Annotated in this window: 21 protein-coding genes; 6 read left to right on the top strand and 15 right to left on the bottom strand. The window is 67.9% G+C overall.

Features of this window, described 5'->3' with window-relative positions; all coding sequences use genetic code 11:
- Positions 1-27 precede the first annotated feature (27 nt).
- Genes FBZ33_RS03895 through FBZ33_RS03910 form a run of 4 tightly spaced genes read right to left on the bottom strand, consistent with a single transcriptional unit; the run spans position 28 to position 7,440 of the window.
- The gene (locus FBZ33_RS03895) at positions 28-2,037 is read right to left on the bottom strand and encodes an AIPR family protein (RefSeq protein WP_141908019.1); all 2,010 of its coding nucleotides are present in this window, start codon (positions 2,035-2,037) and stop codon (positions 28-30) included.
- On the bottom strand, positions 2,034-3,038 hold the full coding sequence (locus FBZ33_RS03900) for a PD-(D/E)XK motif protein (protein ID WP_141908020.1): 1,005 nt from the start codon (positions 3,036-3,038) through the stop codon (positions 2,034-2,036). Before FBZ33_RS03900 ends, FBZ33_RS03895 begins: the two co-directional genes overlap by 4 nt.
- Entirely contained in the window at positions 3,035-5,833 is a 2,799-nt protein-coding gene (locus FBZ33_RS03905; protein ID WP_141908021.1) for a Z1 domain-containing protein, read from the bottom strand. Before FBZ33_RS03905 ends, FBZ33_RS03900 begins: the two co-directional genes overlap by 4 nt.
- Positions 5,834-5,880: 47 nt before the next feature.
- A complete protein-coding gene (locus FBZ33_RS03910) occupies positions 5,881-7,440 on the bottom strand; it encodes an ATP-binding protein (protein WP_221629428.1) in 1,560 nt (519 codons plus the stop codon).
- Positions 7,441-7,697: 257 nt separating this feature from the next.
- On the opposite strand from FBZ33_RS03910, the gene dcm reads away from it, so the two are divergent.
- Positions 7,698-9,650 (top strand): DNA cytosine methyltransferase, encoded by a 1,953-nt coding sequence (dcm, locus tag FBZ33_RS03915; RefSeq protein WP_141908022.1) that lies wholly within the window; start codon positions 7,698-7,700, stop codon positions 9,648-9,650.
- An 18-nt stretch (positions 9,651-9,668) separates the two neighbouring features.
- Here the strand turns inward: dcm and FBZ33_RS03920 are convergent, their stop codons facing one another.
- The 5 genes from FBZ33_RS03920 to FBZ33_RS03940 all read right to left on the bottom strand — a co-directional run bounded on the left by FBZ33_RS03920 (position 9,669) and on the right by FBZ33_RS03940 (position 14,379).
- Positions 9,669-10,973, bottom strand: coding sequence for an ATP-binding protein (locus FBZ33_RS03920; RefSeq protein ID WP_141908023.1), 1,305 nt, complete (start codon positions 10,971-10,973; stop codon positions 9,669-9,671).
- Positions 10,974-11,015: 42 nt separating this feature from the next.
- Positions 11,016-11,513, bottom strand: coding sequence for a very short patch repair endonuclease (locus FBZ33_RS03925; RefSeq protein ID WP_370452965.1), 498 nt, complete (start codon positions 11,511-11,513; stop codon positions 11,016-11,018).
- A 155-nt stretch (positions 11,514-11,668) separates the two neighbouring features.
- Complete coding sequence (locus FBZ33_RS03930) at positions 11,669-12,247, bottom strand: GNAT family N-acetyltransferase (protein ID WP_141908024.1); 579 nt, start codon at positions 12,245-12,247, stop codon at positions 11,669-11,671.
- Entirely contained in the window at positions 12,244-13,749 is a 1,506-nt protein-coding gene (locus tag FBZ33_RS33200) for a helix-turn-helix transcriptional regulator (RefSeq protein WP_255508708.1), read from the bottom strand. The genes FBZ33_RS03930 and FBZ33_RS33200 overlap by 4 nt, the downstream gene beginning before the upstream one ends.
- Before the next feature lie 111 nt (positions 13,750-13,860).
- The gene (locus FBZ33_RS03940) at positions 13,861-14,379 is read right to left on the bottom strand and encodes a flavoprotein (RefSeq protein ID WP_141908025.1); all 519 of its coding nucleotides are present in this window, start codon (positions 14,377-14,379) and stop codon (positions 13,861-13,863) included.
- Positions 14,380-14,598: 219 nt separating this feature from the next.
- Between FBZ33_RS03940 and FBZ33_RS03945 the strand changes: the two genes are divergently transcribed.
- Both FBZ33_RS03945 and FBZ33_RS03950 read left to right on the top strand, forming a co-directional pair.
- Positions 14,599-15,705 (top strand): FAD-binding oxidoreductase, encoded by a 1,107-nt coding sequence (locus FBZ33_RS03945; protein ID WP_255508709.1) that lies wholly within the window; start codon positions 14,599-14,601, stop codon positions 15,703-15,705.
- Positions 15,706-15,810: 105 nt separating this feature from the next.
- Entirely contained in the window at positions 15,811-16,446 is a 636-nt protein-coding gene (locus FBZ33_RS03950) for a hypothetical protein (RefSeq protein WP_141908026.1), read from the top strand.
- Positions 16,447-16,600: 154 nt separating this feature from the next.
- Here the strand turns inward: FBZ33_RS03950 and FBZ33_RS03955 are convergent, their stop codons facing one another.
- Together FBZ33_RS03955 and FBZ33_RS03960 are read right to left on the bottom strand one after the other, a co-directional pair.
- Positions 16,601-17,482 carry a cellulose binding domain-containing protein gene (locus FBZ33_RS03955; RefSeq protein WP_141908027.1) on the bottom strand — a complete coding sequence of 294 codons (882 nt, stop codon included), beginning with the start codon at positions 17,480-17,482 and terminating at the stop codon, positions 16,601-16,603.
- 398 nt (positions 17,483-17,880) lie between these two features.
- Positions 17,881-18,756: a DUF1963 domain-containing protein gene (locus FBZ33_RS03960; protein ID WP_141908028.1), complete on the bottom strand. Its 876-nt coding sequence runs from the start codon at positions 18,754-18,756 to the stop codon at positions 17,881-17,883.
- A 341-nt stretch (positions 18,757-19,097) separates the two neighbouring features.
- On the opposite strand from FBZ33_RS03960, the gene FBZ33_RS03965 reads away from it, so the two are divergent.
- Positions 19,098-19,721 (top strand): hypothetical protein, encoded by a 624-nt coding sequence (locus FBZ33_RS03965; RefSeq protein WP_141908029.1) that lies wholly within the window; start codon positions 19,098-19,100, stop codon positions 19,719-19,721.
- Positions 19,722-19,725: 4 nt separating this feature from the next.
- On the opposite strand, the gene FBZ33_RS03970 is transcribed toward FBZ33_RS03965, so the two are convergent.
- Together FBZ33_RS03970 and FBZ33_RS03975 are read right to left on the bottom strand one after the other, a co-directional pair.
- Complete coding sequence (locus tag FBZ33_RS03970) at positions 19,726-20,094, bottom strand: DUF4180 domain-containing protein (protein WP_141908030.1); 369 nt, start codon at positions 20,092-20,094, stop codon at positions 19,726-19,728.
- Positions 20,087-20,539, bottom strand: coding sequence for a helix-turn-helix domain-containing protein (locus FBZ33_RS03975; RefSeq protein WP_141908031.1), 453 nt, complete (start codon positions 20,537-20,539; stop codon positions 20,087-20,089). The genes FBZ33_RS03970 and FBZ33_RS03975 overlap by 8 nt, the downstream gene beginning before the upstream one ends.
- Positions 20,540-20,663: 124 nt before the next feature.
- Between FBZ33_RS03975 and FBZ33_RS03980 the strand changes: the two genes are divergently transcribed.
- Positions 20,664-24,017 (top strand): AAA family ATPase, encoded by a 3,354-nt coding sequence (locus FBZ33_RS03980; protein WP_141908032.1) that lies wholly within the window; start codon positions 20,664-20,666, stop codon positions 24,015-24,017.
- A gap of 47 nt (positions 24,018-24,064) precedes the next feature.
- Here FBZ33_RS03980 and FBZ33_RS03985 read toward each other — a convergent pair whose 3' ends face one another.
- Together FBZ33_RS03985 and FBZ33_RS03990 are read right to left on the bottom strand one after the other, a co-directional pair.
- Complete coding sequence (locus FBZ33_RS03985) at positions 24,065-25,033, bottom strand: alpha/beta hydrolase (RefSeq protein ID WP_141908033.1); 969 nt, start codon at positions 25,031-25,033, stop codon at positions 24,065-24,067.
- Between the two features lie 50 nt (positions 25,034-25,083).
- The gene (locus tag FBZ33_RS03990; protein ID WP_141908034.1) at positions 25,084-25,389 is read right to left on the bottom strand and encodes a putative quinol monooxygenase; all 306 of its coding nucleotides are present in this window, start codon (positions 25,387-25,389) and stop codon (positions 25,084-25,086) included.
- Between the two features lie 157 nt (positions 25,390-25,546).
- Between FBZ33_RS03990 and FBZ33_RS03995 the strand changes: the two genes are divergently transcribed.
- Entirely contained in the window at positions 25,547-26,452 is a 906-nt protein-coding gene (locus tag FBZ33_RS03995; protein ID WP_141908035.1) for an AraC family transcriptional regulator, read from the top strand.
- Positions 26,453-26,520: the final 68 nt, after the last annotated feature.

Below are 26,520 nucleotides of genomic sequence, written 5' to 3' on the forward strand. Positions count from 1 at the left end.
TTTCATGCTCGTGCGTAAGTGACAATCTCAGGGTGTGCTTCTGAACCCGAGTCGCTGTGCCTCGGTCATCACCCGCATTGCCTGCGCTGCCTGCTTGTCACTGATTGTCCAGCTGTTGTTGACGTAGCGGCCCACGTTGTCAGCCAACTGCCGCTGCCACGGCTGGAGGTTGCCCGTCTCCTTGGCCCATCGCGCCAAGGCGAACCATTCAGGAGCGGGAGTCGCCAGCACCAAGGCCACATCACCGGTGGTGCTCTCATCCGGGTCTGTCGGTGCGCTGTCCTCGAGTGGCTGATCGGTCAGCTCCGCCGCGAGGTCGTCGGGGACCGTCCACGGGATGGCGAGCACCGCCTCCCAGCAGTCCGGGCGTTTCGCCCACTCGCCGATGTTGGTGCCTCCCCTGAGGGGGTTGACGATCACCTCGCGGACGGGCGCGCACAGGTCGTCAAGGGCTGCGGCGAGCGCAGGTGACAGACGCTGCTCACGCCAGATGCGATCCAGGTCGACCCGTCGATTGGTGGCTTCCGCCAGCCTGGCAATGGAGTACGAAGCGATGTTGATCTTGTAGCCGCCGAAGTCCCTCGCCGCCACGATCTTGTCGGTGGCCTTGAACAGGATCGCCTTGGCGAGCAGGCGCTGCGCGTAGCTGATGTTGACGTCCGGGGCGCTCTCACCCATTCGCACCATGAGCTCGCGGAAGTTCTTTTCGGCCCCTCGGCTGACCAGGTAAGGAAAGCCTGCCCAGGAGTGCATGAACTTGGCCGCGTCAGCCTTGGTGAATTTCTGGCCGGTTGGATGCAGGCTCTTGAACTTGCGCTGGTTCGCGGGGGTGCGTTCGCGGGCCAGAGCGTCGGTGTACTGCCCTCGGGCACGTTCGTAGAACCACTTCGTCTCCTGCCCGCTTCCGTCCGCTGCCGGCGCCCAGAGCGATCGCGTCACCTGCTCGATCGCCACGTGGAACGGATGGTTGGAGCTGAAGTCGACGACCGTGACCTTGTTCTGGGTGTTCGAGTACTTGGATATCTCTGGAACGATCTCCTGGAGGCGTTCGCGTGAGACGCGGGTCAGCTTCATCTGCACGCGCACCCGGCTGAGATCAGCCTTGTCACGCGTATGCGCGTAGTGGATCGAGGCTGTGGTCTGACCCCCGTTGACGATCTGCAGATCGTGGATCTTGCTGATAGCCTGACCGCCCTCGGGCAGCTCAGTGAACTCAACTGTCGAAGCAGTGGCGGTGATGCCGTTGTTGTAGGCCAGGAAACGGTCGGGGTTCCGCAGAAGCGTCTCCCGGATACCCTTGTTGACCCCACCCTTCGTCTGCAGGAACGAGCGGACGTTCAGCTCCAGCAACCGTGTCCCATGCCGGCCGTAGAGGTCCGCGAGATCCTGTCCCGGGATGATCGCCAGGAAAACGGAATAGTTGCGGTCGGTCTCGGGCGTGGCGAGGCAGGGGAGCGGTGGATCGAACTCCACCGCGATCGGCTCGCTGAGTGTGCCCGAGGAGGCTAGGCGGTGGAGCCGGGTGAGGTCCCAGACCTCATGAGTGACGGTGAGACCGTCCAGGTCTCCGGGCGGCAGCGTCGAGACTCCGCTGACGGTGTCCGTCAGGAGGAACAGTCGGATCCGCGGAGCGTCTGGCAGAGCCTTCTGGACCGCGACGCACATGTCATGCACGTCAGATGATTCATCGATGTCCTTGGCCAGGCCGTCACGGCACTTGCGGACGAAGGTCAGCAGCCGCTTGAACTGCGCCTCGGCCTGGCTTCGGGTCAGACGACCTTCCTCCGGCTGGAGGCTGAACTGGGTGATGAACAGATCGAGGGTCCCGAGAGACTCGTTCATCCCGTAGCCGTTGACCTCAAGACCGAGCGCCTTGTGGTACGCGGTGAAGGTGTTCTCCACCTCACCAGCCTGCTCCAACTCATCCAGTACCCGGCGGGTGAAGGTGTCCGGAGCGGTGGCGTTCTCCGCCTCCGCTGTGGCAAGCACGTCGGCAACGAGCTCCTGCGCGTAGGCCGACAGGCTGGTCTGGCTCATGCCTCCCCCTTGACAATGCTGGCGACCTGTTCGGCGGAGACACCGTACTGCTCCAGTCCGACAGTGCTGATTCGGTAGCAGCAGCCCCCGACCCCTGGCCGTAGGTCAGCCTCCGTGATGCGCGGGAAGTCGTCAATGACGTGCCAGAAGTCCGTTCCCCGGACGGTGTAGCGGAGCTCGTCGTACAGATGCCGGTGTTCGGAGAGGTAGCCGGCACGGATGAGCAGATCATCCAGTTCTGCTCGCACCGCCGCCGGTGACGCCTCCCTCAGCGAGCCGATGATGGCGTTGAGGGACTCGCCCGAGCCGCCCCGACGCTCGTCCAGCGAGAGATGGGCCAGCAGCAGGTGATCGGTCCCGGTGTCATCGAGCTGACGCTCGCTCGCAATGACGATGCTCCGAGGGCTTCTTCCCGTCCCGGTCTTGACCTCGATGGCACAGGTTGCCAGTTCGAAGTCCTGATTCGCCCCCATCGGCCCGCGCCAGGCCGACACCGCCTCCTTAGGCGGCAGGACCGGACAAAGGTGTTCGCGTAGGACCACCAGTTCCCCGAACAGACCTCGTCGTGCCTCTTCACCGAGCCCCGTGTCACGGATGGACTGGAGGAGGTGACGCCAGTGTTCGAAGCGCTCGATGGCCGCAGTCAGAGCCTCAGCGGGGCCCTCCGCTTCGTGCGCGGTCGTGGCCACGTCGGCGATCAGCGGATTGAAGACCTCCCGCCGCTCGTCTGCGGTAAGGACGACGCGAAGCTCGGTGCTCCCGTCAGGAGCCGTCGCGAACTCGATCGCAAGACCCCGGGTGCTGGGCAATGACGGATACCGTTCGGCCACCGACCGACCGGCAGACGCGGGCACCCGCAGAAGGAGCACCCGCCTCCCTGTTGGCTGCTGAACTGCCAGGAAGATGTCGTGCCGCGATCGTGGAAACAGGCGCCGGGCGACGATGCCGTACGGGTGATGCTCAGCCTCGAGAGGCGCCCAGTCTTCTTCTCGGATCCTCACTCGTCCGGATCCTCGTCATCGAAGAGATCGATCTCGAGTTGCCTCCAGACGTCATTGACCACGTACTCGGTCTCCGTCGGGTGCTCCGAGAACGGGAAGCTGATCGCGAAGCCAACCAACGGAGGAAGGCTCACGTCAGCTTCTGCCTCAGGGTGCTCGATCGGATAGATCAGGAGCAGCGGCTCCTGCACCGGCCGGAACCTCCGGAGCGGCTGCCCGGTGGGGATGGCCGGTTCCTTGAAATCCTTCCCCTTGCGATCCGCTTCGAGCCGGCGAGCTGCGCTCGTCGCTTCCAGCGCGCGTGTTTGGAGCTCACGGGACAGATCTTTGCTTTCGTCCGCCGGACTGAGCACGCGCTTGATGGTGTGCCGTCCAGGTTCCGCCTCCATGCCGTCCGGACGGGAACGGGTTACGAGGCGAAGCGGGTGGGCGCCAACCTTGCACGGCGTTCCGGTAGGCGTGCCCACCAGCCGCACCGTCCAACGGGACAACTCGCCCACCGCGACGCAGCCGCGGATGTACTGGGCGATGAGCGCCGGACGCACGCGGTAGGAGCCGCGGTCGGAGATGTACCCGTCGAGAAATCCGTCGATGATCTCGGTTGGCGGCACGCCTCGCCAGACCAGGCTGGTCCCGTCGCGCTCAGGACCGCCCTGCTGGTCCAAGCCGGTGATGAAGCGTTCGAGAATGTCAGAGTTCCGTCGGACAGCCTCAGGGCGCAAACTGAAGACCGTTGTCTCGGGGAGCTCGCCGGAGTAGCTGAGCCGCACCTTGACGCCGCGTCGCATCTTGTTGGCAGCGGTGACCGCGAGCCCGGCGGGAGAGGCGCGGACCCGCAGCCCGAAGCTCTCCGGCGTCTGCCCGAGGCGGGCCATCTCCTCGAAGTCCCGACGGAGCTCGTTGTCCGCTGCAGTGATCTCCCCGTACGACTCGAAAAGCTCGGACGTCGTGTACAGCCGGCACAGGTCCTCGTAGCCGGGTCGGTAGCCGAACCAGCGGCCCATCTGGAGGAGCGTGTCGTACATGGACGACGCTCGCAGGTAATAGCTCACGCTGAGCCCCTCGAGTGTGAGCCCGCGGGAGAGCTTGTCCGCGCCCACGGCGATCACGGACAGCCCGGCCTTGCGCTTCTCGTAGTATTCGAGCGCGTCGCGGGAGGTGCCGTTGATGGCCCGCACATCGATTTTGCGGAGAGCCGGTCGCAGCTCCTTCTCGACGTCAATCCAACCTGTCGGCGGGGCCTCCTCGGCCGGGAACATCGCACTCGTGACGGCGAAGTCCCGCTCCCACAGGTCCCGAAGCTGAGCAAGCAAGTGGGCGGCCTCCCCGCCCATCCCGTCGCGGAGCCGGTCACGCATCAGCTCAACGTATTCTTCGATCTGGTCGCGGATTCGATTCTGCACAGTCACGAACCGCGTGACGTGCACGAGCATGGAGTTGTGCTGACTGCCCTGTCCCCGCACCCGACGGGCAGCGCACGTCAGAACGAAGGTATCGATCGCATCGCGGAGTGACGCGGGAAGTTCCTCCGACGGCACCCATTCCTTCTTGTGCCGACGAGGCATCCACTTCTCGTGGTCATGAACGGGGCGGAAGATCGGAAGCGCCTTGATCCCGTCGTCCTCCGGGTCCGTCGCGCTCAGTCCGAACACCCGTTCCGGTCCCAGGTAGTTCGAAGGCGCAGGCAGGCTCTCGATGAAGCTTTCGGGGAACAGGTCGAGCCCGAACGTGTCGTGGTCCGCCTTCGGCTTGATGTAGATGTTGGCAAAAGGCGTTGCGGTGTAGCCGACGTACGCCGCCTTGTCGAAGCTGTTGAGTAGATGCCTGATCGACCGGTTGATTGTCGAGGGGTCGGTGTCATCGTCCTTGGTCGTGTCGACGGACGCGTGATCCGCCTCGTCGTCGATGACGAGGAGGGGAATGTCCCGCACGACCTTGGACTTGCCGTCCCCGACTGGTACGCCCTCAACCTCGACGATCCACTTGCGGACGTTCTCGAGGATGCTCTTGTGCTTCTTGATCACGAGAACGACGGGGTAGTCACCGATCGGCAGGTTGAGGTTCCTGGCTATCTGCTGCTTGAAATCCCCGCCCTCCGCGCTGTTCGTCAGTGATGCAATCTTCAGCCGCTTCACGCCGGGCATCACTCCGACGCCGATGCGTGCCGTGTTAGTGGTCTCGTCGTAGCGCTGCTGGTACTGCGTGTCGAAGCCGAGCAGGCCCTCATCCACCCGGAGCTGGGTCTGACTCCGGAGGCTGTTGTGAATGCCGGCCAGGATCACGATCAGCTTGTAACCGGCGTCGGCCGCCTTGCTGGCGAAGCCGATGTAGTTGCCGGTCTTGCCCGACTGCACCTGGCCGACCACGAGGCCGGTACGGCGCCAGGCGCTTGGACGTCGCGGGTCCTCGATCTGGCTCAGGATACGGTCTGTGCTCTGGTCCAGTCGGCGAACAACCCGCGGCGGCATCAGGCGGACATCCTCGAGATACCGGCGGTAGCGGTCCCAGAAGTCCCAGCTGCGCTCCAGCTGAGCCTCGGTGAGCCATTCGATGTGGTTGCGGTCGTCCTTCAAACCAACCGAGTCGTCCTGCCACACCGCAACCCGCGACTCGATCTCCTTGAGCAGAACGTCCCGGTCAAGCAATTGCCCGCGGGACTGCTGCATCACCCAGATCGGATCGACGCTCTCCGCGATCTCGTCGTGCGTTGCCTGACGGTCCTGAGGAAGCAGTGCGAGCACGAGCCGGATCGCCTGCTGCATCGCGTCATGGTTGTCCTGCGTCTGCGCGGTCATGTGGCCCTCCCCGTTGATCTGATGTGCGGTCGGCGGCTGTAGGGCCGTCAGCGTTGTTGCCAGAAGCCGTCGAACTGGTCGAAGGGCGGCATGAGCGCGAGGCGCTCCTTCGCCTCGCGAGGGGTTCGGCCCTGGGCGACGAACGCGGCGTAGATGCGGTTAGCAACGTCGCCCACTTCCTTGGGTGCCGCTCCCAGGAACGGCTCGGGGTCGTCCGCGACGTCACCGTCGTGCATGATCCGCAGCGCAGCCACCGGGACGGTCTCTTCAAGCAGCCTGATCAGTGCCCTGGCGTCGACGGCCGCATCGGGGCCGCCCTGCATCACCTCCCGCACCAGCGGATGGTCGCGGTTGATGCGACACCGGATGCTGCCGTCGCGCTTGTCCACCCGCCAGGCATAGATGAACTCGGCGCCGTGCTCCCGGGCAGCGATCCGACCACGATGGGTGAGCACCTCGGCGGCCCTGCTGCGGGTCGCTGTGCCGATGCGCTGGAGATGGCGTCGAACACCTACCGGAGGCACTGCCGTCGACTTCCGCACGTCGATGGCCCATTCGGCGTCCGCCTCAGCCGGGACGTCCACCACGATCCGCGCCAGGTTGTACCGCTCGTCGCGCCGGAAACCGCGGATGCCGAGCCAGTCGCCAGCGAGGATCAGCCGGTCCCTTCGGTAGACGTAGAACCCTTGCCGGTCGAGCCAGCCGGCTGGACCAGCGGCCTGTTCCTGCTGCTCGGAGTCGAGCTTCTTGGGATGGGGCAGGATGAACGGCTCGATCCGCACGGTGTGCGAACCGACGGGCAACTCCTCGGTGGGAAGTCGCTGGACCGAGGGATGGCCGCTCAGAAACGGATCCCACGCCTTTACCGGAGTGCCGTTGACCGTCATCGTGATCCGTTTCCGGCCAGTCAGGAAACGGGCGAAGACCATGCCGAGGTGTTCCTCGACGCGGGTTACCTCGGTGTAGAACTGCTTCTGCGCGCGGGAGTCCTCCACCACCAGGCCGTCGACGTCGAACCGGTGCAAACTTCGCCAAATCACGGTTGTGCCGACGCCCCCGTCCGGTCGCAGCCGGGCCAGAGTTTCAGCGGTGTCGTCATCGGTGCCGTGCAGCAGGCGCCACTGGCTGGTGGCGGACACGACCCCCAGGTCCCAGGTGCGAATGGCCTCAACCGCGCCGGCCTCGGGCCTCGTCGCAACCGTCAGTCGGGCGGCCTGCGAGAAGGAGGCACTCTTTAGGCCCATGCCGAAGCGGCCCAGATCCTCGGATGCGCGGGCCTTGAAAGAGCCGCGGGCGGCGACGGTCATCGCGCTGACGAGGTCCTCGGTCGTCATGCCCCTGCCGTCATCGACGACGGCGACCCATGAGGCCCGACCAGCCCAGGTGAAGTAGACGTCAATGCGCCGGGCGTCGGCCGAGACGCTGTTGTCAATGAGGTCCGCCACGGCGGCCTCGATGCTGTACCCGAAGGACCGGAGAGAGGTGATGGTTCCAGCAGGATCCGGGGTGGCGATGTCGTAGCTCAAAACAGGTCGGCTCCAGTCGGGCACGGAACTCGGGGCGCCGCACCGTTCGCGTTCGTTGCTATCCGACCGGATCAGCGCCATCCCTGATGTGCGAGGGCAACGTTGGACCTGGATACAGACAGCGCGAGTATAGGGAGTGATGCTCCTCTCACGCGGCCACACAAGATCGTTTATTGTCCTTCCGAGCGTTACATGCCTTTTGCTCGCGATGTTTCCACCCGTACGGATGGTGGTTGCTCAGGTCAACGGTCGGGTTGACAGCAGGACGCGATGAGTCGCGCGGTGTGTCGGTATGGGCGATCGTCGACACAGGCGACGTGGCGGTAATCTGCCTGATCGTGACCACTGAAGACCAGCCCGCAGCCGCCCCTGCTCGTCGCCGTGGGTACGGGGTCAAGCTGGTTCGTGGTCCTTTCCTTCGCCTCGCTCCTCACCCTGACTCCTGCTCGGAGCCCGAGGAGCTCGTCTCCCTGGCGTCAAGGCTCAGGGCCGGAGGCGGCCGTCTGGCCGCCGACTTGTTCAGCGGTGCTGGCGGTCTCAGCTTGGGACTCGAAGCCGCTGGATACCAGGTCGTGATCGCGGTCGACCATGACGAGGAAGCGATCGAGACCCACCGACATCATCACGGCGGGATGAGCGTCGACTGGGACCTGGGGGATCCAGAGCGGGTTCGGCAGGTGGCTGAACTGATCAAGGCGGCGGGAGTGGAACTCCTCGCTGGCGGCCCTCCCTGCCAGCCGTTCTCGAAGGCGGGGCGCTCGAAGATCAGGCACCGGGTCCGTCACGGACTGCGTGACCCGTACGACGAGCGGCGGGACCTGTGGCGTTCCTACCTTGAGATCGCTCGCATCGCCCGCCCTCAGGCTGTTCTCATGGAGAACGTGCCGGACATGGCACTGGACAAGGAGATGTTCATCCTCCGGACCATGGTCCATGAGCTGGAGTCGATCGGTTACTCGGTCGAGGAACGCTCGGTGGAAACCTTCCGCTACGGCGTTCCGCAGTTTCGACAACGGCTCATCCTGGTGGCGCTCCGCGACGGCGCAGCCTTCACCTGGCCGCAGGAACAGCGCGAGCGGGTGACGGTCTGGAACGCCATCGGCGACCTTCCGGGAGTGGAAGGCGGATGGCGGCCGACGGGCGGCGCGGAAGGCTGGACCGACTACGACCGACCGCAGAGCGAGTTCCAACGGCGCATGCGGAAGTCGGTGCCTGCGGACGACGCAAACAAGATCTTCGATCACATCACGCGGCCCGTCCGCGAAGATGACGCTCGCGCCTTCGAAGCGATGGACGCCACCACTCGGTACCGGGATCTCCCGGACGAGGTCAAGCGATACCGCGAGGACATCTTCGACGACAAGTACAAGCGGCTCGACGAAAACAACTTGTCGCGTACGATCACGGCACACATTGCCAAGGACGGCTACTGGTACATCCATCCGCGGCAGAACCGCACCATCACGGTTCGCGAGGCGGCACGGCTTCAGACGTTCCCGGACTGGTTCCGCTTCGCCGGGCCACCATCTGCGGCGTTCCGCCAGATCGGTAACGCCGTTCCCCCGCTGTTGGGAGAGCACCTCGCTGGCGCGGTACGCGCGGCTCTCGACGATCCGCGACCGGTGCCCGCGACGACGCAGGACATCGCTGCGCTTCTCGCGGCGTGGTTCGACAGCGCGGCGGTCCGCGGCCTCCCGTGGCTGAGGGCGGAAACCCGCTGGCAGGTGATTCAGGCCGAAATGCTTCTGGACCGCGCGCCGGCTGAGGTGGTGCGCTTCATCTGGCCACTACTGGTCCGCTGGCGTGAGCCGCAGGAGACTGTCCTCGCGGAGGCTGAGCTGCTGGAGATCAGCAAGTGGGCTGGGCGGCCTGCCCGAGCCGGGGCGATTCTGGAACTGGCCGGCCGGCTCGCCGACAACCCGGAGCTGCTCCGTGACGACGACCAACTGCGCCAAGTCCCGGGGCTCACCGAAGCGGTGGCCGATCTCGCGATTCTCGTGGTGTCCGGGTATAGCGAGGAGGAGTCCGAGGAGCCTGTTCTTGTGACGAAGGGCGTACTCCGGGTTGCCGCCCGCTTCAGCGGTGATCCTGTTGATCGTCGGAACCGGCTCACGGACGGCCGCTTGGAGATCGCCCGGATGATCGGCGGTGATTCGGACGCCCGGCGAGCCCATCTGGGTCTGGTCGAGCTGGCCAACAGCCTTTGCCGGCCGGTGGAACCGGGATGCAACGCCTGCCCGCTCCAGAAACTCTGCTCGGAGTCGCGCGCGGACCCGCTACGGCTCTTCTGAGCCGGGTACGTCTGAGGCTCAGGGCTCCAATCCCAACGACTGGGCGATCTCCGGGGCGTCCTTGCGCAGGGTCGCCGCGATTCGTTGCCAGGCGGCCCACTCGCCGGACTGCATCGCCGCCGCTCGCAAGGCGAGCCCGGTGGTCGCCGCCGCCTGTGTGGCGGAGCGCACGTCGGAGGACGCGCTGAGGTCTTGGGGCAAGGGCTTTGCCTTCACCCGGGCGCTCTTACGGTAGGCGTCGTTGGCGTAGCCGCACAGCTCGTTGACCGGCGCCTCCAGCATCTGACGCAACTGGGCCGGTAGCGACACCCGCATCTTCGCGACGTTGATGTTGAAGGCGGAGTCGAGGTCCGTGCTGAAGTCGAGCGAAGCCCGGGCCATCTTGGTGTGCTCGTCGATCCCACGGATCGCACTCCAGCCGCCCCACTGAACCAGTCGGTCGGCCCGGTAAACGTAGAGACCCTGCTGCCGGTTCCAGTTCAACGGCCCCGACATTCGCTCGAACTCGCTTGGACTGGAGAATCTGTCACGGGACGGCAGGATGAAACGGCGAAGGTCAACATGGCCCGAGACATCGCCGGCGGCGATCTCAAAGCGCTGGGCTGGCAGCTCGGAGAGGCCGTCCTCGTCAGGAGCGAACGGGTTCCATGCCCGCACTTTCTGACCGTTGACGGTGATGACAAGCGGAGTGCGTCCGCCGACGCCTTCGAGGAATCGATGGAACACGATTCCGAGATGTTCTGCCGTCTTTGTCGCCAGCGCTTCCAGTCGCCGGCGTGCCCAGCCCCCCTCGGGACGCTTCTCGGGAAGCACCCGGTCGAGGTTGCGCCAGAGGACGACAGTACCGGTGCCCTCGGCCAGCCACTGACGGGCTCTGGCGATATCCGGGTCCGCGCCGGGATCAATCACGATCCACTGATCCCATTCCTCGACCACGTCAAGGTCGAGGACTCGGGCTGAGGTCCGCACAACGTCGGGGGTGCTGCGGGAAATCACTGCAACCGAACGGCACTGCGAGAGGGACGCGGTCTTGAGACCCAACCCGTAGCGGCCGAGATCCCCTGTCTTGTAGGAGCGACGCGTGCCCAGTCGGAGCCCCTCGAGCAGCGCACCGGGAGACATGCCGCGTCCGTCGTCGGCGATGTAGACCCGGGTCTTCGATCCGGCAAATTCGATCATCACCTCCACACGCAAAGCGTCGGCGGCGACGCTGTTGTCGACGATGTCGGCCACTGCGGTCGGGAAGTCATAACCGATGTCGCGAAGCGAGCTGGTCAAGCGTGCAGCCGAGGGTGCGACGTCGAACCACGCCTTGCCGGGCATCTGCCCACCTCCGTCAGCTCGTCCCTGATGACGACCAGGATGTCACAACCTACGTCGTGATCTTGAAACAGGCGCCGGCGGTGTCCGTAGATGTCGCCATGTCTGCTCCACCTCATCCGCCACGGCCGCAGGGTCCTCGTGTTCCCAGAAGTGTCGAACCTGCCAACCCAGTGCCGTCAGTGCCGCGTCCTTCTCCCTGTCCCGTTCGACGTTCCGACGCAGCTTTGCCTGCCACCACTCACGGTTGTTCTTCGGCAACACGCCATGTTTCGGACACTGGTGCCAAAAGCACCCATCAACGAAGATGGCCAGACGTGCTCTGGTGAAGGCGATGTCAGGTCGTCCCGGCAGTTCTGGGTGGTTGATCCGGAACCTCAGGCCGCGGTGGTGCAGTTCCCGGCGGATAAGTAGTTCTGGCTTAGTGGAGGACCGGCGCATGCGCTTCATCTGGTTGGAGACCGCGTCACTCAATGGAGCTGGCCGACGAAGGGCCGGACCTCCAGTAATCGCCATTCTCTCGCACTCCGTCACAGCAGCCATACTCTCGGTTAACCGGCCCGGTCGCCTGCCGCCGTACCACCTCACGTTTTGCCCGCCGCAGGGCGGACAACCCAACCTATGTCTGCGTGCCTCATCGTCCCGGCGTACGACAATCACTGGCGAAGATCACGCTGGCACGGCGACCAACAGTCGACCTACCCTGCCTCAAGATCTGTAGCAATCGGAAGAGGGTGGATCTCTGCAGTGCGCAGCAGAACATCGAAGACAGGCGCATTCTCCCAGATCGGCCGCAGCTTGGTGACCTTGCTCCAGCCCCAGGAGCGATACGCCCTTTGGGCGGCGATGTTGTCGGGACGGACCAGCAGCGTGGCTCGCGGCTCAGTGCGGCCACCAACCAGGTCGTCATGCAGCGCCGCAGCGATGCCCTGACGTCGCCAGTTGGGATGTACTAGCAGTTCGCTGAGCGCGAAGGTGCGTCTGCCGTCCTCGTCGGTGAACCCAGGCGGCGCAGGCTCGTGGATGCCGTCCCACCACCGAGTCTGCGACGGGAGCGGAAATCCGTAGATGTAGCCGACCAGAGCCCCGTCGACCGTTGCGGTCACCAGCTCCCACCCAACCCGTTGCATGTGCATGGAGAGCTGACGCCGGAATCGGTCCTCGCTGTGGAACTCGCCGCCGCCCGCGTATACCTCCAAATAGAGGCCCACAAGCTGATCGAGGATCCCCTTAGCCTCGTCGGCGTTGTGATGGCGGAGTTGCAAGCCCTCGATCACACACTCACCGCCTGGTCGTAGGCGTTGACGAACTGGCGCGTTGCCGTGGTCGCCTGCCGTGACGCCGCGAGGTTCGAGCGCACCCGCGCAAGGCGCCGGCTAATTCGACCCGAGTTCATCTGGCTGACCGCGGGCAGGACGCTCAGCGCGATGCGGGCTGCCTCATTAATGTCGCCCTGCCGATACGCCGCTTCCGACAGGTGCACGGTGTAGTAGACCTGGTTCCGGCGATGTCCCGGCGACGGATTGGCGATGATTGCGCGGAACGACTGCGCGGCACGGTCGGGCTTGTCCAGCGCGAGATACGAGAGCCCCTGGATGCCGTTCACTTCCTGCTCGTTGACGAAGTCCACAAACCCGAGGTCATCCTCGTGTGGTCCGCGCTCCAACTCGCGGCGAGCCTTGGTCATCTCCCGGCTGAAGCCACCCGCGTCCGTGAGCAGGGCGTAGGTGTGCGCCCTCCGCAGATGTAACAGCGTGGTGAGTCGAGGTGTCGCCCATCTGGCGGAAACGCGTAGCGCCGCCTCAGCGCAGTGCAGCGACTCGCCGGGCTGACTGTCGCGGAGCAGCATGGACAACTGGGTGAGCGCCTGTACTTCCATGCGAGGGTCGTCTGCGATCCGTGCGCGGGTGATGGCCTCGTTCAGAAAGGGCCTGGCTTCGTGCCTGCGCTCAGCATCGGTAGCGAGCCATGAGGCCTGGATACCGAGGTCGGCCAGCGCGCTTTGAAGGGCATCGCCGACTTGTCGGCTGTAGGTCGCCCTTGCCGCCCACGTTGACAGCCTGGCGTGAGCCTGGACGGCAACGTCGCAGAGCTGGTCAGCACCGACTGCCGCATCGGCTCGCCGGAAATCTTGAACCAGCGAACTAGCCAGTCGTACCTGTTCCATGCCGATGTTTCGAGGCACGTTGGCAGGATCTGTGAGCAGGTAAGGGTGACCGGCTGCGGCGAGTCCCGCGAGCGCGGCCATTGCGTTGAAGCGTCGCCGGTCCGTAGCGCCACCCCCTTGGGTTGATGCCCCATCCACGGTAACCGCCATTGCAGCCGGTTCGCCCTGCTCAGCTACCGAGTTGTGGGCATGACGGTCGTCTGCGGCGTGATCGTCGGCTCGGTAAGGCTGGCCGGGGAGACCGAACCAGAGGCAAGAAGCTGGAATCCCGAGAAGCTGCGCCCAATGCGCCAGTCGGTCCAGGTGCACCAGCGGTGGCCCGTTCTCCACCCGACTCAACTGCGCCTGCGTGATCCCAAACCTCCCCGCCACCACGGTCTGCGGCAAGGCGACCCGTCCGTGGTACGGATGGCAGCGATACGCCCTGATCACCCGCCCGAGATGCCGCTCCGCCAGGGCCCGCCGCACCGGCTCGTGCTCCCAGAAGGTCGCCGGCACCACCGGCGGCGCGCTTAACCGGTCCCGCTCGGCGGCCTGGCACGGCGTGCACCGTCCGCTGTCGTTGTCCCGGGCCAGCCGTCCGCCACACCGAGGGCAGTTCGCGTGGGTCACCGGCGGCTCCGTCCGTCTCGCCTCATCGAGCGTATCCATTGAACACGCTGCGTGGAGCGCTGGTATACGCACGACGCATATCTCAAGGACGGCCGAACAAGGAACAACTGCTCAGGCTGGGCGAAGCAACCGCAGCGCCTCGATGACCATGGCCCAACGATCCTTCTCGTCCGTCGGGTTGAGCACCTTCCCCTTGGCGACGACAACGCCGGCGCCGCGCAGCACCGCCAGGTGACCGGCGTACGCCGGATGGGCGTCCAACTCCGCCTTGACGTGCGGGAAGGCAAGGATCGGCAGTCCCGCGCCCAGCGACTCGTTGAGGACGCCGAGCGCCAGGGTGTCGTTGATGCCCAGCGCCCACTTCGTCACCGTGTTGAACGTGAGCGGGGCGGCCACCACCACATCGGCCGGCGGGTGCGGCTCGGGGTCGCCGGGCATGCGCCACTCCACGCGTACGAGATAGCCGGTCTTGTCTTGCAACGCCTCCCGGTCGAGCCACGGAGCGGCGGTAGGGCTGACGATCATGCACACCCGCCACCCGTCGGCGATCAGCACATCGACCAGCTCGTCGATGTATTCCGCCGGACCCGCGGCGCAGACGACCAGATACAGCACCGGGTGTTCCATCATGCCCGCAGTCTGCCCGACCAGGGTGGCGCCTGGTTGACCGCATACGGGCCGCGCATGCCGTCGACGATCACTGTGACATGCCGTATTGCCTGGTCAAGCGCGAGAGTCGACCCATGGCCCGGGGCGGGTGCTGGTTTCGGAGTTGCGCCGGCCCTCAACGGCGCAGCCGCGTCCCGCCCGCCCCGGTGCCTCTCGATCCGTCAACGTCTCGGAGCCGGCATGCCCACCCTGATCGACGACGACCACCCGGCTCGCGTGGGCCTGGCCGCCGCTTGGGCGTCGGTCGACGTGCGGGCCGCCGGCGACTTCTGGTGCACAGTCGAAGACCGCCGACCCGGCCTGCTCCCACACCGCGACGCGCCACTGTTCTTCACCGCGCTGGGCCGCCTCATGGTCGGCGGGGACGACCCGGCGAACCGGGCGGCGCTGCTCCTGGTGCTCGGCCGCGCGTACCGTCATTTCGACCTGCTCCCGCACTCCACCACCATCGGCGACGCGTTGCTCGCCACCGTGGCCCGCCACGCCCGACCACTGTGGACGCCGCAGCTCGCCCTGGCCGCGGAGCGCGCCCTGTGCCGCGCCACGCACACCGTGCGCCGCGCCGCCGCACAGGCCGGCGACGGCCGGGCCTGGTGGCACGTCCAGGTGATCGGCCACGATCGGCCGTCGCCCGACATCGCCATCCTGACGGTACGTCCCTGGCGGCGACTGCCCTTCCAACCAGGTCAGGCCGTGCCAGTCTGCACGCCGCGCCTACCCGGGCACTGGCGCTGGCTCTCGCCGGCCAACGCCCCACGCGCCGACGGCACCGTCGAGCTGCATGTCCGCGCCATACCCGCCGGCACCGTCTCCCACCGCCTGGTCCATGAGGTACGCGCCGGCGAGCTGCTCTGGCTCGGCCCACCCGGCGACACCGGTCTGCGCCTCGACCCGGCGAGCACGAGCGATCTGCTGCTCGTCGCCGGTGGCACCGGCCTGGCGCCGCTGCGCTCCCTGGTCGAGCAGGTCGCCGCCGCGCCGGACGGCCGGCGGGTGACGCTGGTCGTCGGCGCGCGCACGTTCACTGACCTGTACGACTCGGTCAGCCTCGACAAGCTGCAATGCGCCCACGACTGGCTGACCATCGTGCCAGCCTTCTCCGACGACCCCTGCGCTGAACCCGCCGAACGGGGTGACGCCCTGACCATCGCCCTCGACCACCACCGGCCCGGCCAGGAGATCTACCTCTGCGGCCCACCCGCGATGCTGACCAGTGCGCGGCCACGACTGCTCGCCCTCGGTGTCCCCGCGGCACGCATTCACCTGCCCGCGAGCTTCACCCGCTGATGGCTGGCTGCTGCTCTGGAGTTGTTGTCCGGCCTTCTCATCCAGTGACCATCATGGGAGTCTTGCTGTCTGTTAGTGCGTGACTCGACACGGGGAGTGAGCCGCATGGGTGATGCTGACGGTCCATCCCAGTGGTCGATCGAGAAGTTCGGGCTGGATCTGGCAACCGCTCTGCGTACTGCTGTGCCGGCGGCGTTGGGCCGCGCGGTCGAGCTGGCCCAGGATGCGCGCGAAGCATCGGAGTTGGACACCGATCATGCCTTCGGCCCGGTCCGGTGGAAGCAGCAGTACGAGGTGCTGCACGAGTATCTGCACGACTTTCCCGATGTGGTGGACGTCCATCCGCCGGGCGCCCAGGTGCGGGTCACCATCTGCCGAGGTCATCTGCTGCTGCCCTGGCGGTATGCGACCCGGAGCGACCTGGACATGCGCGACGCCCGCCCCGGGCGTGACCTCAACCGGCTGATCCGAGACCTGCTGATTCTCTTCGGGCCTGAGCCGAGCCATGAGGAGGTCACTCTGCCGCTGATGCCGCTCACGCCAGAGGAGGCCCGCGACCGCTCAGCTCTTCGGGATGCCGTGGAGCAGTTGACCGACGAGCCGAAGGTGCTGCTCGTCGGGTTTGCCTGCAACTCCGACGAAGGTCTACTCCGGGTCTCCTGGGGTGAGGCGGCTCTGGTTGGCGGCACCGAACTCAAGTGGGGCCACGTCGAAGACCTGCCAGTCGATCGCACAAGATGATGGTCGACCGTCGAGACGGATGGCTCGACGGTCTGGACTCCTGGTTCGTGCCCTGAAGCGGTTGATGCCTGTGAGTCATTTTGATGACTCACAGGCATCACGCTCGTCAGGACATCGCCGGCCGGACACCGCTCATGCCGGTCGCCGGACGCGGTCAGGAGGAGAGGTCGCCGAACTCGCGTACCCCGTCGACGTCCAGCGTGATCTTGTCGTTCTCGGTCCACTGGCTGGTGGCGGCGAGCCAGCTCGGGTCGTCGCGTTCTTCGATGTCACTCCAACTGTGCCGGTGGTGCCGTAGCTGGATCGGCCCGGTCGACGCGCCAGGTTCGAGCATCCCGCCGGTGAAGGTCAGCTCCACCCAGCCGGGGGCCGCGGTGCCCGGGATCGGATAGCCAGGCCCGGGTGTCGTCAACGGGGACGGCCCGCCCGGCGGGATGAAGAACTGCACGGTTTGCCGGATCCGGTCGCAGCCCAGCGCGGCCCAGTCGCAGTTCGGCACCAGCGACGTGTTGCCGCCCTCGAAGCGCAGGTGGTAGCGCACCCGCACCGCGCTCAGATCGAGCGGCCCGCTGCCGGTGTTGGTGACCTTGAGGAGGTGCTGGATCTGGTTGTTCGTCGGGGACCAGTCGAGATTGAGGTAGCTGACCGTCGCGCGGCCGCTGGCGGTGCGCACGGTGACGCCGGGCGAGCTGTCGGAATAGCCGCCGAGCGCACGGGCGCCAATCGCGATCCAGTACGTCGTGCCGGGCGCGAGGTCGGTCAGCGTGATCGTGGTGTCGAGCGTGGTGCCGAGCCAGCGGTACGTGTTGGGGCCAAGCAGTGCCTGCACCTCGTAGTTGATCGGCTGCTCCGCCGCCGGATCGCCGATCCAGGTCGAGGGCGCCCAACTGAGGGTTAGCTGGTGCGGCTCGTTGGCTACCACCACCGGGTTGCCGGGGGTGCTGATGGCCGGGCCGTCCGCGCTCGCGGCGTTGACGGCGAGCAGGCTCGCCAGCGCGGCGAGGGCGACGACGGCGGCGACGCGGCGAGCGGACATGCTGCGAACGCTAGGGCGACTTCCTCTAAGATGATAGGCAAGTGTCAATATGTGGGCTAGGATTCGCCACCGCGTAGTCGATCACCCGGTGTTGCCGCCCCGCGAACACGAGGCGGCAACACCCTTGGCTGGTTAGCTCACGAGCCACCCTGCCGTTGAATTCGCCCGTCGCCGGAAACCTTGGCTCGACCCAGGTCGCGCTCGGTGCCAGCGGAGCCGGTCGCGGTGCGGCGGTGACGTTGGTCAGGCGAGTGCTCCACGGGCGAACCCTGGCGGCCCCGAGCGCCGCTGCCCGGATGCCGCCGACCTCGCGCCGACTCGCCACCGCTGTCGTGTTTGTTCTGCTTGTGGCTACCCATGCACTGCGCGTACCCGGTCGTCGGGCGGCTAGTCCAGCCTCACGGATTCCAGTAGACGAGGACTCTGGCCTGGTCGAAGCGTCGTTCCTTAAGGTCGGCACGCTGGATCACCCAGTGGATGCTCGCGCCGCCTTGTCTGCCACCGTGGAACTCGGCAAGCACGACCCAGTCGCCATGGTCGGGTGGCCCGTCAACCCCTCGCACCGACCCGTCCTGCGCGGGCCGGCCGGAGGGGTTGGCACCCAACCACGCGGGGTTGAAACCGTTGCAGTCAGTGCCGTAGCCGCCCAACAGCAGCGGCGTCGTCCCGTCTGCATAGGAGAACGGGCCGTCGGGCACCTTGCTCAGGACCTTCTTCCACACGTCGGTCATCTCTTCGAACGGGGGATCTCCCGGCAGTGGCGGAGACCACGGGGGCCCCGGGATCGTCTTGACGTAGGGCAGAGAAATGTCGACAGTGAGGTGCAGATCGCCCTGCGGGATCTCCGTGTAGACCTCGGCGAACTCCTCGTCGTCCGGAGGGAAGTCAGCCGGATACCGCTCGCGCTCCTCGACCGCCACGCCTGCCGGCACGTACCTGACCTCGCCCCAGCCGCTTTCCTCGGGCCAGCCGAACAGCAGCAGTTGGCCGTCGGACGGTAGTGGAAGGTCGGTCACGTCTGCCGGAAGAGCAGCGCAGTCGATGGTGGCGATCAAGGGATACTCGGGGTCCTCGGCGTCGGCCGGAAGCATCAAGGGTCCACGGATGGCGCCCACGACGGGCCCGTCACCCCCCTGTGTCAGGAAGGCGGACGGGCGGGCGAGCTCCAGCCAGCGCTCCACGTCGGCGGCGGGGATGCCGCGACGGAGCGCCTCGGCGCGGACCTGATCGATGATTTTCACGTTTCGGGGAAGCACGGGAGCACCGTAGATCAACCGTGCGACATTCTCCGCCCCCACGGGTTCCTGTCCGACCAATTACGCGTCCACAAAGCACAGTGGAACGCGCGGTACGGTGCGGCGATGTTGGTCCGGGCCGACAACACCGGCGCCCGTACCTGGGGCAGCCCCACGGTCCGGTTGACTCCCAGGCATCACGCTCGTCAGGAGAAGGCCTGCTCCGAACGCCTCAGACCGCCGGCCGACAGGCCGCTCACGGCACGATTGGGCGAGGTGGTGGTCCTTGATACCGCGATATGGCGTTCTCGGACAGTCGGGTCTGCATGCCCGGCCATAGCGTTCGGCTTTCGAGCTGTTCGCGACCTGAGGGAGACGCCATGCAGGAACCGTTACCGGGCGAGCAGGCTCCGGTCACCGTCAACATCGGCCGCTGGCGGGCCGGGCTGCCGCCGGACGCGTGGCCCGACCCCCTGCCGGCGAGCGGGGAGATTTGGCGGCGCGACGTCTTCACGGTCGCCGAGGCATACCGGGCCGGCTCCGCGAGCCCACGGCAACTGCTGACCGCCGTGCTGATCTGGGCTTACGGACCCATCGGGTACGGCCCGTGGCGCGCCACCAGGTCACTCGACGCCGACCCGGACGGCAAACGCCTGGCGTACGCGCTGGAAGAGCTGTCCACGCCAGCGCCCGACGAGGACGCGCTGTGCACGGCGTACCGCCGCTTCGGCGACCCCGACCACGCTCGCCTGCCCTGGTTGGGGCCGGGCCTGTTCACGAAGGTCCTCTACTTCGTCGGCTACCGGCGTGGGGTGGGCGGTGTGCAGCCCCTGATCCTCGACCGGGTCGTGGCCGGCCTGCTCCCCGCCGAGGCGGGTGTCGGCCGGCGCAACGGCTGGTCGTCCGAGGAGTGGCTGGCATACCTGCGGTGGGCGGCCGAGCAGGCCCGGGCGAGGGCGGTCGAGGCGGACGAGGTGGAGATGGCGGTTGCTGGCGGCGGGTGATGGGCTATCGCGCCGCGCGGAGGCGGGCGTCGAGCGCGTCGAGGTCGGGGAGAAACCAGATGTGTCCACCCTGGTTCGACTCGTGCACCAGGGCGCGCAACGCGGAACTGTCCGCGAGCTGCGCCGAGATGTCGCCGACGACGGCCAGCCGCAGTCGGTAGTTGACGAACTTCTGCATCACGTCGCCGGCGAAGCGGGTGCCCAGCGAGAAGAAGCGTGCGTCGAGTCGGTTGGCCGGCACGGCGACCACCTGGGCGCCGAGGAACGCCGCCCCGATCAGGTCCAGCGCGTCCTGCTCGGTGGTCAGTGGCGGGCCGTCGGGGTCACAGACCAGCACCGGCACTCCGGCGCGTTCCTGGATCTCGTCAGGCATCGTTGACCTCCCGGTCGAGCAGGCCGTTGTCGGCGTTGAGCACGGCGTCGAGCAGGTGCAGCAACTCGGCGGTGGAGGCCGGGTCACCCAGGACGATGATCTTCATGCGGTGGCGTTGCTCGTCGTACACCGTCTGCACCCGCAGCGGGCTGGCCTGGTCGTGGCCGGTGTTGGCGCTGGTGAGCACGAGCGTGCCGAGCCGGTCGGCGGCGGCTCTGTCGACGCCGTCGATCTGGACGATGCTCGACACCTCCGCCTGCCGGGCGACGCCGGGCGCGACCGGGGCCTGACCGGTGAGCGCATCGAGATCACTGGCGGCGATCCGGTACTGCTTGCCGATCCGCACCGCGCGCAACCGGCCCGAGCGGATATAGCTGCGCACCGTCCGCACGTGCAGCCCAAGCCGGTCGGCGACCTGCTCAACAGAGTACATGTCTTCCGTCATCGTTCCCCATCCTACTCGGATAGGGAAGGTTAGGGACAGGTGGGTGCGCCTTCAAGATCAAGAAAGAGGGTCGGCCGGCTAACTCGCTCGCGCTGTCGGACTGTTCCAGTACCGTCTGGAAACCATGGACGCGCGGCGCGGCGACGCCATCATCGGGCGGGATCACCCCGCAGGTCTGCTGCGCGCCGAATTTGACCGCGCCGCCACCAGCCACGGCGGTCTGGTCCTGGTCACCGGTGAGCCGGGCATCGGCAAGACGACCCTCGTCACGTCGGCCGCCCGGGAGGCCCGGCAACGCGGCGCGCTGGTGCTCGGCGCCGCCTGCTGGGATTCCGACAGCGCCCCCGGCTACTGGCCATGGGTGCAGGTGCTGCGTGGCCTGCGGCGCTCCGCCGGCGACTGGGCGGTGGCACGGCCGGACGCCGAGCCGGCCCTCGCGGCACTGCTCGGCGAGGCCGACCCCAGCAAGCAGCAGGCCGACCGGCTTACCACCTGGGCCGGCGTCGACACGGACAGCGCCGACCAGGAAGGGTTCGCGCTGTACGACGCGGTGACCGCCGCGCTGGTCGCGGTCTCCCAGCAGCGGCCGGTCGTGGTCGTCCTCGACGACCTGCACTGGGCCGACCCGGCCTCACTGCGGTTGCTGAGCTTCGCCGCCCAGCACACCTGGTTCGAGCGGTTGCTGCTGGTCGGCACCTACCGCGACGCGGAGGTCGAGTCGGGCGAGCACCCGCTGCGCCCCCTGCTGATGCCGCTGGTCGCGAAGGCCACCACGATCACCCTCACCGGCCTCGCCCGCGACGAGGTGGCCGCGCTGATGGCACGCACCGCCGGTCGGGAACCCGACGCCGACCTCGTGGACGAGGTGCACCGGCGCACCGGTGGCAACCCGTTCTTCATCGAGCAGACCGCCAGGCTGTGGCACGCCGACGACGCGGCCGGCACGATCGCACCCGGCGTACGGGAAGCGGTGCGCCGCCGCCTGGCCCAGTTGCCGCCGGCCGTGGTCGAGGCGCTCACCGTCGCGGCCGTGCTGGGGCGTGAGTTCCACCGCCAGGTCCTGGCGGCCTGCGGTGCCGCCCCGGTGGCGCAGGCCGACCGGCTGCTCGACCGTGCGGTGACCGCCCGGCTGGTGGTCGCCCGGGGCGGCGGCCGGTTCGTCTTCGCCCATGACCTGGTCCGGGAGACCATCTACGACGGGCTGTCCCCCGACGAGCGGCAGGCGCGGCACGGCGCGGTCGTCCGGGCGGTCGACGACCTGCGGGAGCTCACCGATCAGCTGGTCCCGGCCGACCTCGCCCGCCACGCCTACCTCGCCGGCCCCGCACTCGACCGCGCGCGGGTGGCCACGCTGCTGGTCGCCGCCGGGCGGGACGCGTTCGTCCGGCTGGCCGCCGACGAGGCGGCGGTGCACTTCCGCCGGGCGCTGGAGGTCGTCGAGGACCGGGAGCAACGCGTACGGATCCTCATCGAGTTCGGCGAGGCGCAATATCACCACGCCGGCCGGGAGGAGTCCGCCGCACTGCTCGCCGAGGCCGGGGCGTTGGCTCGCACACTCGACGACCCGGTGTTGCTGGCCCGCGTCGCCCTCATCGTGAACCGGGCCCGCCAGGTGGAGGCCATTCAGCCGATCGACGCGGCGGAGTTGGTGCGCGACGCGTACCGGAAGCTGATCGGCGAACCGGACGCCGACGCGTCGGTCGGCGCGCTGGTCGCCGACCTGATCACCGCCACCGAGACGATCGCCCGGCGCGGGCAGGACGACGAGGCGTTGACGTTCAGCCTCTGGGCCCGCCACGACACCACCTGGGGGTTGGGCACCGCGGCGGCCCGCGCCGCGCTGACCGCCGAGATCCGGGACGTGGCCCGCCGCACGGGAGACCGGGAGACCGAGCTGTGGGCCACCTCGCTGCGCTGGGTGGCGCTACTGGAGTTGGGCGATCCGCACTTCAACGAGGAGCTCACCACCTTCGTGGGCGCGGACCGGCACGGCGACCTCAGCCGGCACCAGATTTCGGCGGCCATCGACAGCGGGATCATCGCGGCTTTCCGGGGTGACTTCGCCGAGGCCGACGAGCGGTTCGCCGTCCTCAGCGACTTCTCCGACCCGGGCCATGCCGAGTTCGGGTTCATGGGCCATCACCTGCGCTGGTCCCGGGCGCTGCTCCAGGGTCGGTTCGCCGAGGCCGACGCCCTGCTGGACGCGCTGGCCCCGATCGACTACCCCTACCAGGAGTTGCTGCGGGCGATCACCGCTGCGGAGCGGGGCGACGGCGAGACTGCGGTCCGGCTGACCGCCGGCATCGAGGACGCCGCCATCCGCTATCCGCGCCCGGTGTCGCCGATCTGGCTACGGTTACGCGCGCAGGCCGCCGCCGCGTCCGCCGACCCGCAGCGCTGTGACGCCGCACGGGCCGCACTCGCCCCGCACCGGGGAGAGTGGATGGTGGCGCTCTTCGGCTGCGACGTCAGCGGCCCGGTCGACCACTGGCTGGCGATGATCGACGCCGCCCAGCAACGCTGGGACGACGCCATCGCCGGCTTCACGGCCGCCCGTGAGTCCGCCGACCGGCTGGGTGCCCGTACCTGGTCGCTCATCGCCCGTGCCGGCCTCGTGAACGCCCTCGCCGGCCGGGGCCACCCGGGCGACGCCGCGACACTCGCCGCGCTGCGCGCCACCACCGTTCAACAGGCAACGGCTCTGGGCATGACGCAGGTGCTGCACCGGCTCGCCGAACCGGCCCCCACCGAAGCGGCCGAGCAGACCGCCACCGCACGCCAGGCCGTCGCGCCGGGCCAGGCCGTCGCACCGGCCGTAGCCGCCGGGCCAGGCCAGCTTGCGGCGGCGGGCCAGGGTGTCGGGCCGGCCAACGCCGGGCCAGGCCAGGCTTTCGCGCCCGGTCAGGCCACGGCGGTCGCCCCAGCCGGCGAGGGGTACGAGTTTCGGCGCGACGGGCCGGTCTGGCAACTCGCGTACGCCGGTGTCGTGGTGCATCTGCCCGACGCCAAGGGCCTGCACGACCTGCATCTGCTGCTCAGCCGGCCGGGCAGCGACGTGCCCGCCGTGGAGCTGCTCGACCCGGCTGCCGGGCCGGAGCTGGTCGCCGCCCGGCGGATGGGCGCCGACCCGGTCCTCGACGACGAGGCGAAGGCCCGCTACCGGCGGCACCTGGCACGCCTCGACGAGGAGATCGACCGGGCCGCCGCCCGCGACGACGACCGAAAGGTGGCCGCGTTGGACGCCGAGCGGGGTGCGTTGCTCGACGAGCTACGTGCCGCAGCGGGGCTGGCCGGTCGGAGCCGCCGCCTGGGCGACGAGGCCGAGCGGGCCCGCAAGACGGTGACCGCGCGAATCAGGGACTCACTGCGCAAGCTCGACGAGCGGCACCCGGGCCTCGCCGGCCATCTGCGCGAGGCCGTCTCGACCGGCAGCACCTGCCGCTATCTGCCGTCCGAGCCGCTGCGCTGGCGGCTCTGAACCCATGGCCGGCGCGTCGGTTGGTCAGCGCCGGCCATGGGTTCGGCTCAGTCCTTGAGGTCGGGGCTGGGGTCCAAAACCCGGGCGAGCCAGTCGGTCTGGGCGCGTCGCGCCGCGGCCGACACGCGGACCTCGGGGAACAGCGCCGAGAATCCGTGGAAGCCCCCGGCCCACAGGTGCAACTCGGCCTGGCCACCGGCGGCCCAGATCCGGGTCGCGTAGCTGACGTCCTCGTCGCGAAAGACCTCGGCGGTCCCGGCGTCGATGTAGGTGGTCGGCAGACCGGACAGGTCGTCCGCCAGCGCGGGTGAGACGTACGCGGAGACGTTCTGGTCGGTGTGCCCGCCGAGGACGCTGCGCCACCCGAACTCGTTCATCTCCCGGGTCCACACGCCGTCCAGCCCGCTGTACTGACGGCTGGAGACGGTGTCGTTGCGGTGGTCGAGCATGGGGCACGACAGCAACTGCGCGGCGATGGTCGGGGTGTTGCGGTCGCGAGCCATCAGCGTGACTCCTGCCGCCAGGCCACCCCCGGCGCTGGCGCCGGCCACGACGATGCGAGCCGGGTCGATGCCGAGGTCCACGGCGTTCTCGGCGACCCAGAGCAGGCCCTGGTAGCAGTCGTCGACCAGCGTCGTACCGGTTGCCTCCGGCGCCAGCCGGTAGTCCACAGTGACCACAACGGCGCCGAACCGGTCGAGCCACTCCAGCGGGACATCGATGTTCGAGAAGCGGTCGCCCCACATCATTCCGCCGCCGTGGATCCAGTAGACGCAGGGAGCGCCGGCGGCGCGATCGGTGGGGCTGAGGACGGACAGCGGGATCGGCGTTCCGTCACTGGCGGGAACGGTGACCTCGCGCCGCTCGACCGCACGGCCTTCCAGCTGGCTGTCGATCGACGGTTGGGGGAAGTGGCGCAGCTGCTCGATCACCTCGGGGCCGAGGGGTGGCATCGGCGGCAGTTCGGCCAGGGGTACGAGCAACTCGGGGTCGATGCCCGGTCGGGGGAGGTTCATCACGAATCCTTTCGCTGGAACGATCAGGGGCGGTGGGTGCGGTCGCCGGTTCAGAAGGTCGCCTTGCCGCCGACCGGCACCGCGTCGGTGTATGCCGAGTCGCCGGCCAGCAGCGGCTGAAGCTTCGCGACGAGGGCCTGCGCCTGCTCGCCGGCGAAGAACGCGCTGTGCGCCTCGGCGCTGGTCCAGCCTTCGATGACGTGGACGACGTCGCGGTCGGACGCCGAGCGGGACACCAGGAAGACGAGGCAGTCGTCGTGCGGCAGGGACGGTGCGTCCAGCAACAACTGGATCAGCTCGTCCGCCTTGCCCGGCTGAGCGGTCATGGTGGCCTGGAACCCGTGGTGGACAGACATTGTGGAGACTCCTAATCGTTGAGCTGCGCTGCGCTCTTCAGGAAACTGACACTCCTATGGAAGCGCATTCACCAGCAGAAACGTTAGAAGGATGCTCGCTGCTCCTTGCCTGATCCTCTCGTTGTGGCGAGGATCGGTCCTGTGCTTCAATCGGGTCGTGGACCTCGACGAGCTGCGGGCACTGCTGGCCCGGCACGCGCGACCGGGCATGAGCACCACCATCGAGGGGGTGCTGATCTCAAGGGTCGAGCAGCAGACGGCACCGACCACGTCGATGTCGGGCACCGTGCTGGCACTCATCGCTCAAGGCGCCAAACAGATGGCGCTGGGCGACCGCGTGTACGAGTACCGCGCGGGCCAGTACCTCGTCGCGTCGGTCGACCTGCCGGTCACCGGCCGCTTCACCCAGGCAAGCGCCGACGCGCCGGCTCTGGGGTTCGGGCTGGTGCTACATCCGGCCATGGTCGCGGAGCTGCTGCTGCAGGCGGCGCCCGGCGACCTTCCGCCCCTGGCTGGGCCGACGCCGTCGGGGCTGCTGGTCAGCGACGCTCCCGACGAGCTCGGCGACGCGGTGATCCGACTGCTTCGCCTGCTGGACCGACCCAGGGACGTCACGGTGCTCGCGCCCCTGATCAAGCGGGAGATCCTGTGGCGGCTGCTCACCGGGGAGCAGGGTGCGGCCGTACGGCAGCTCGGTCTGGCCGACAGCAGCCTCAGCCACATCGCTCGGGCGGTCCGGTGGATCCGCGACCACTATGCCCAGCCGTTCCGGGTGGAGGATCTGGCGCGGCTGACCGGAATGAGCGTGTCGGCGTTCTATCGCAACTTCCAGGCAGTGACCGCGATGAGTCCGATCCAGTTCCAGAAGCAGATCCGACTGCAGGAGGCGCGGCTCCTGCTCGCCACGCACCCCAACGACGTCACCGGGGTGGGCATCCGAGTCGGCTACGAGAGCGCGTCGCAGTTCAGCCGCGAATATCGTCGCCAGTTCGGCGCGCCTCCAAGCCAGGACGCCACCCGCCTGCGGGGCACCATCCGAGCCGAGGTGCCAGCGGTCGTCTGACCGTCAGCGTTCACCCGGGCGCCCAGACGACAGCCGACGGGCGCCGCCACAGCCGTGGCGGCGCCCGT

It is taken from the genome of Micromonospora sp. A202 (genome assembly GCF_006715105.1).
In the GTDB taxonomy this organism is placed as follows: domain Bacteria; phylum Actinomycetota; class Actinomycetes; order Mycobacteriales; family Micromonosporaceae; genus Micromonospora; species Micromonospora zamorensis.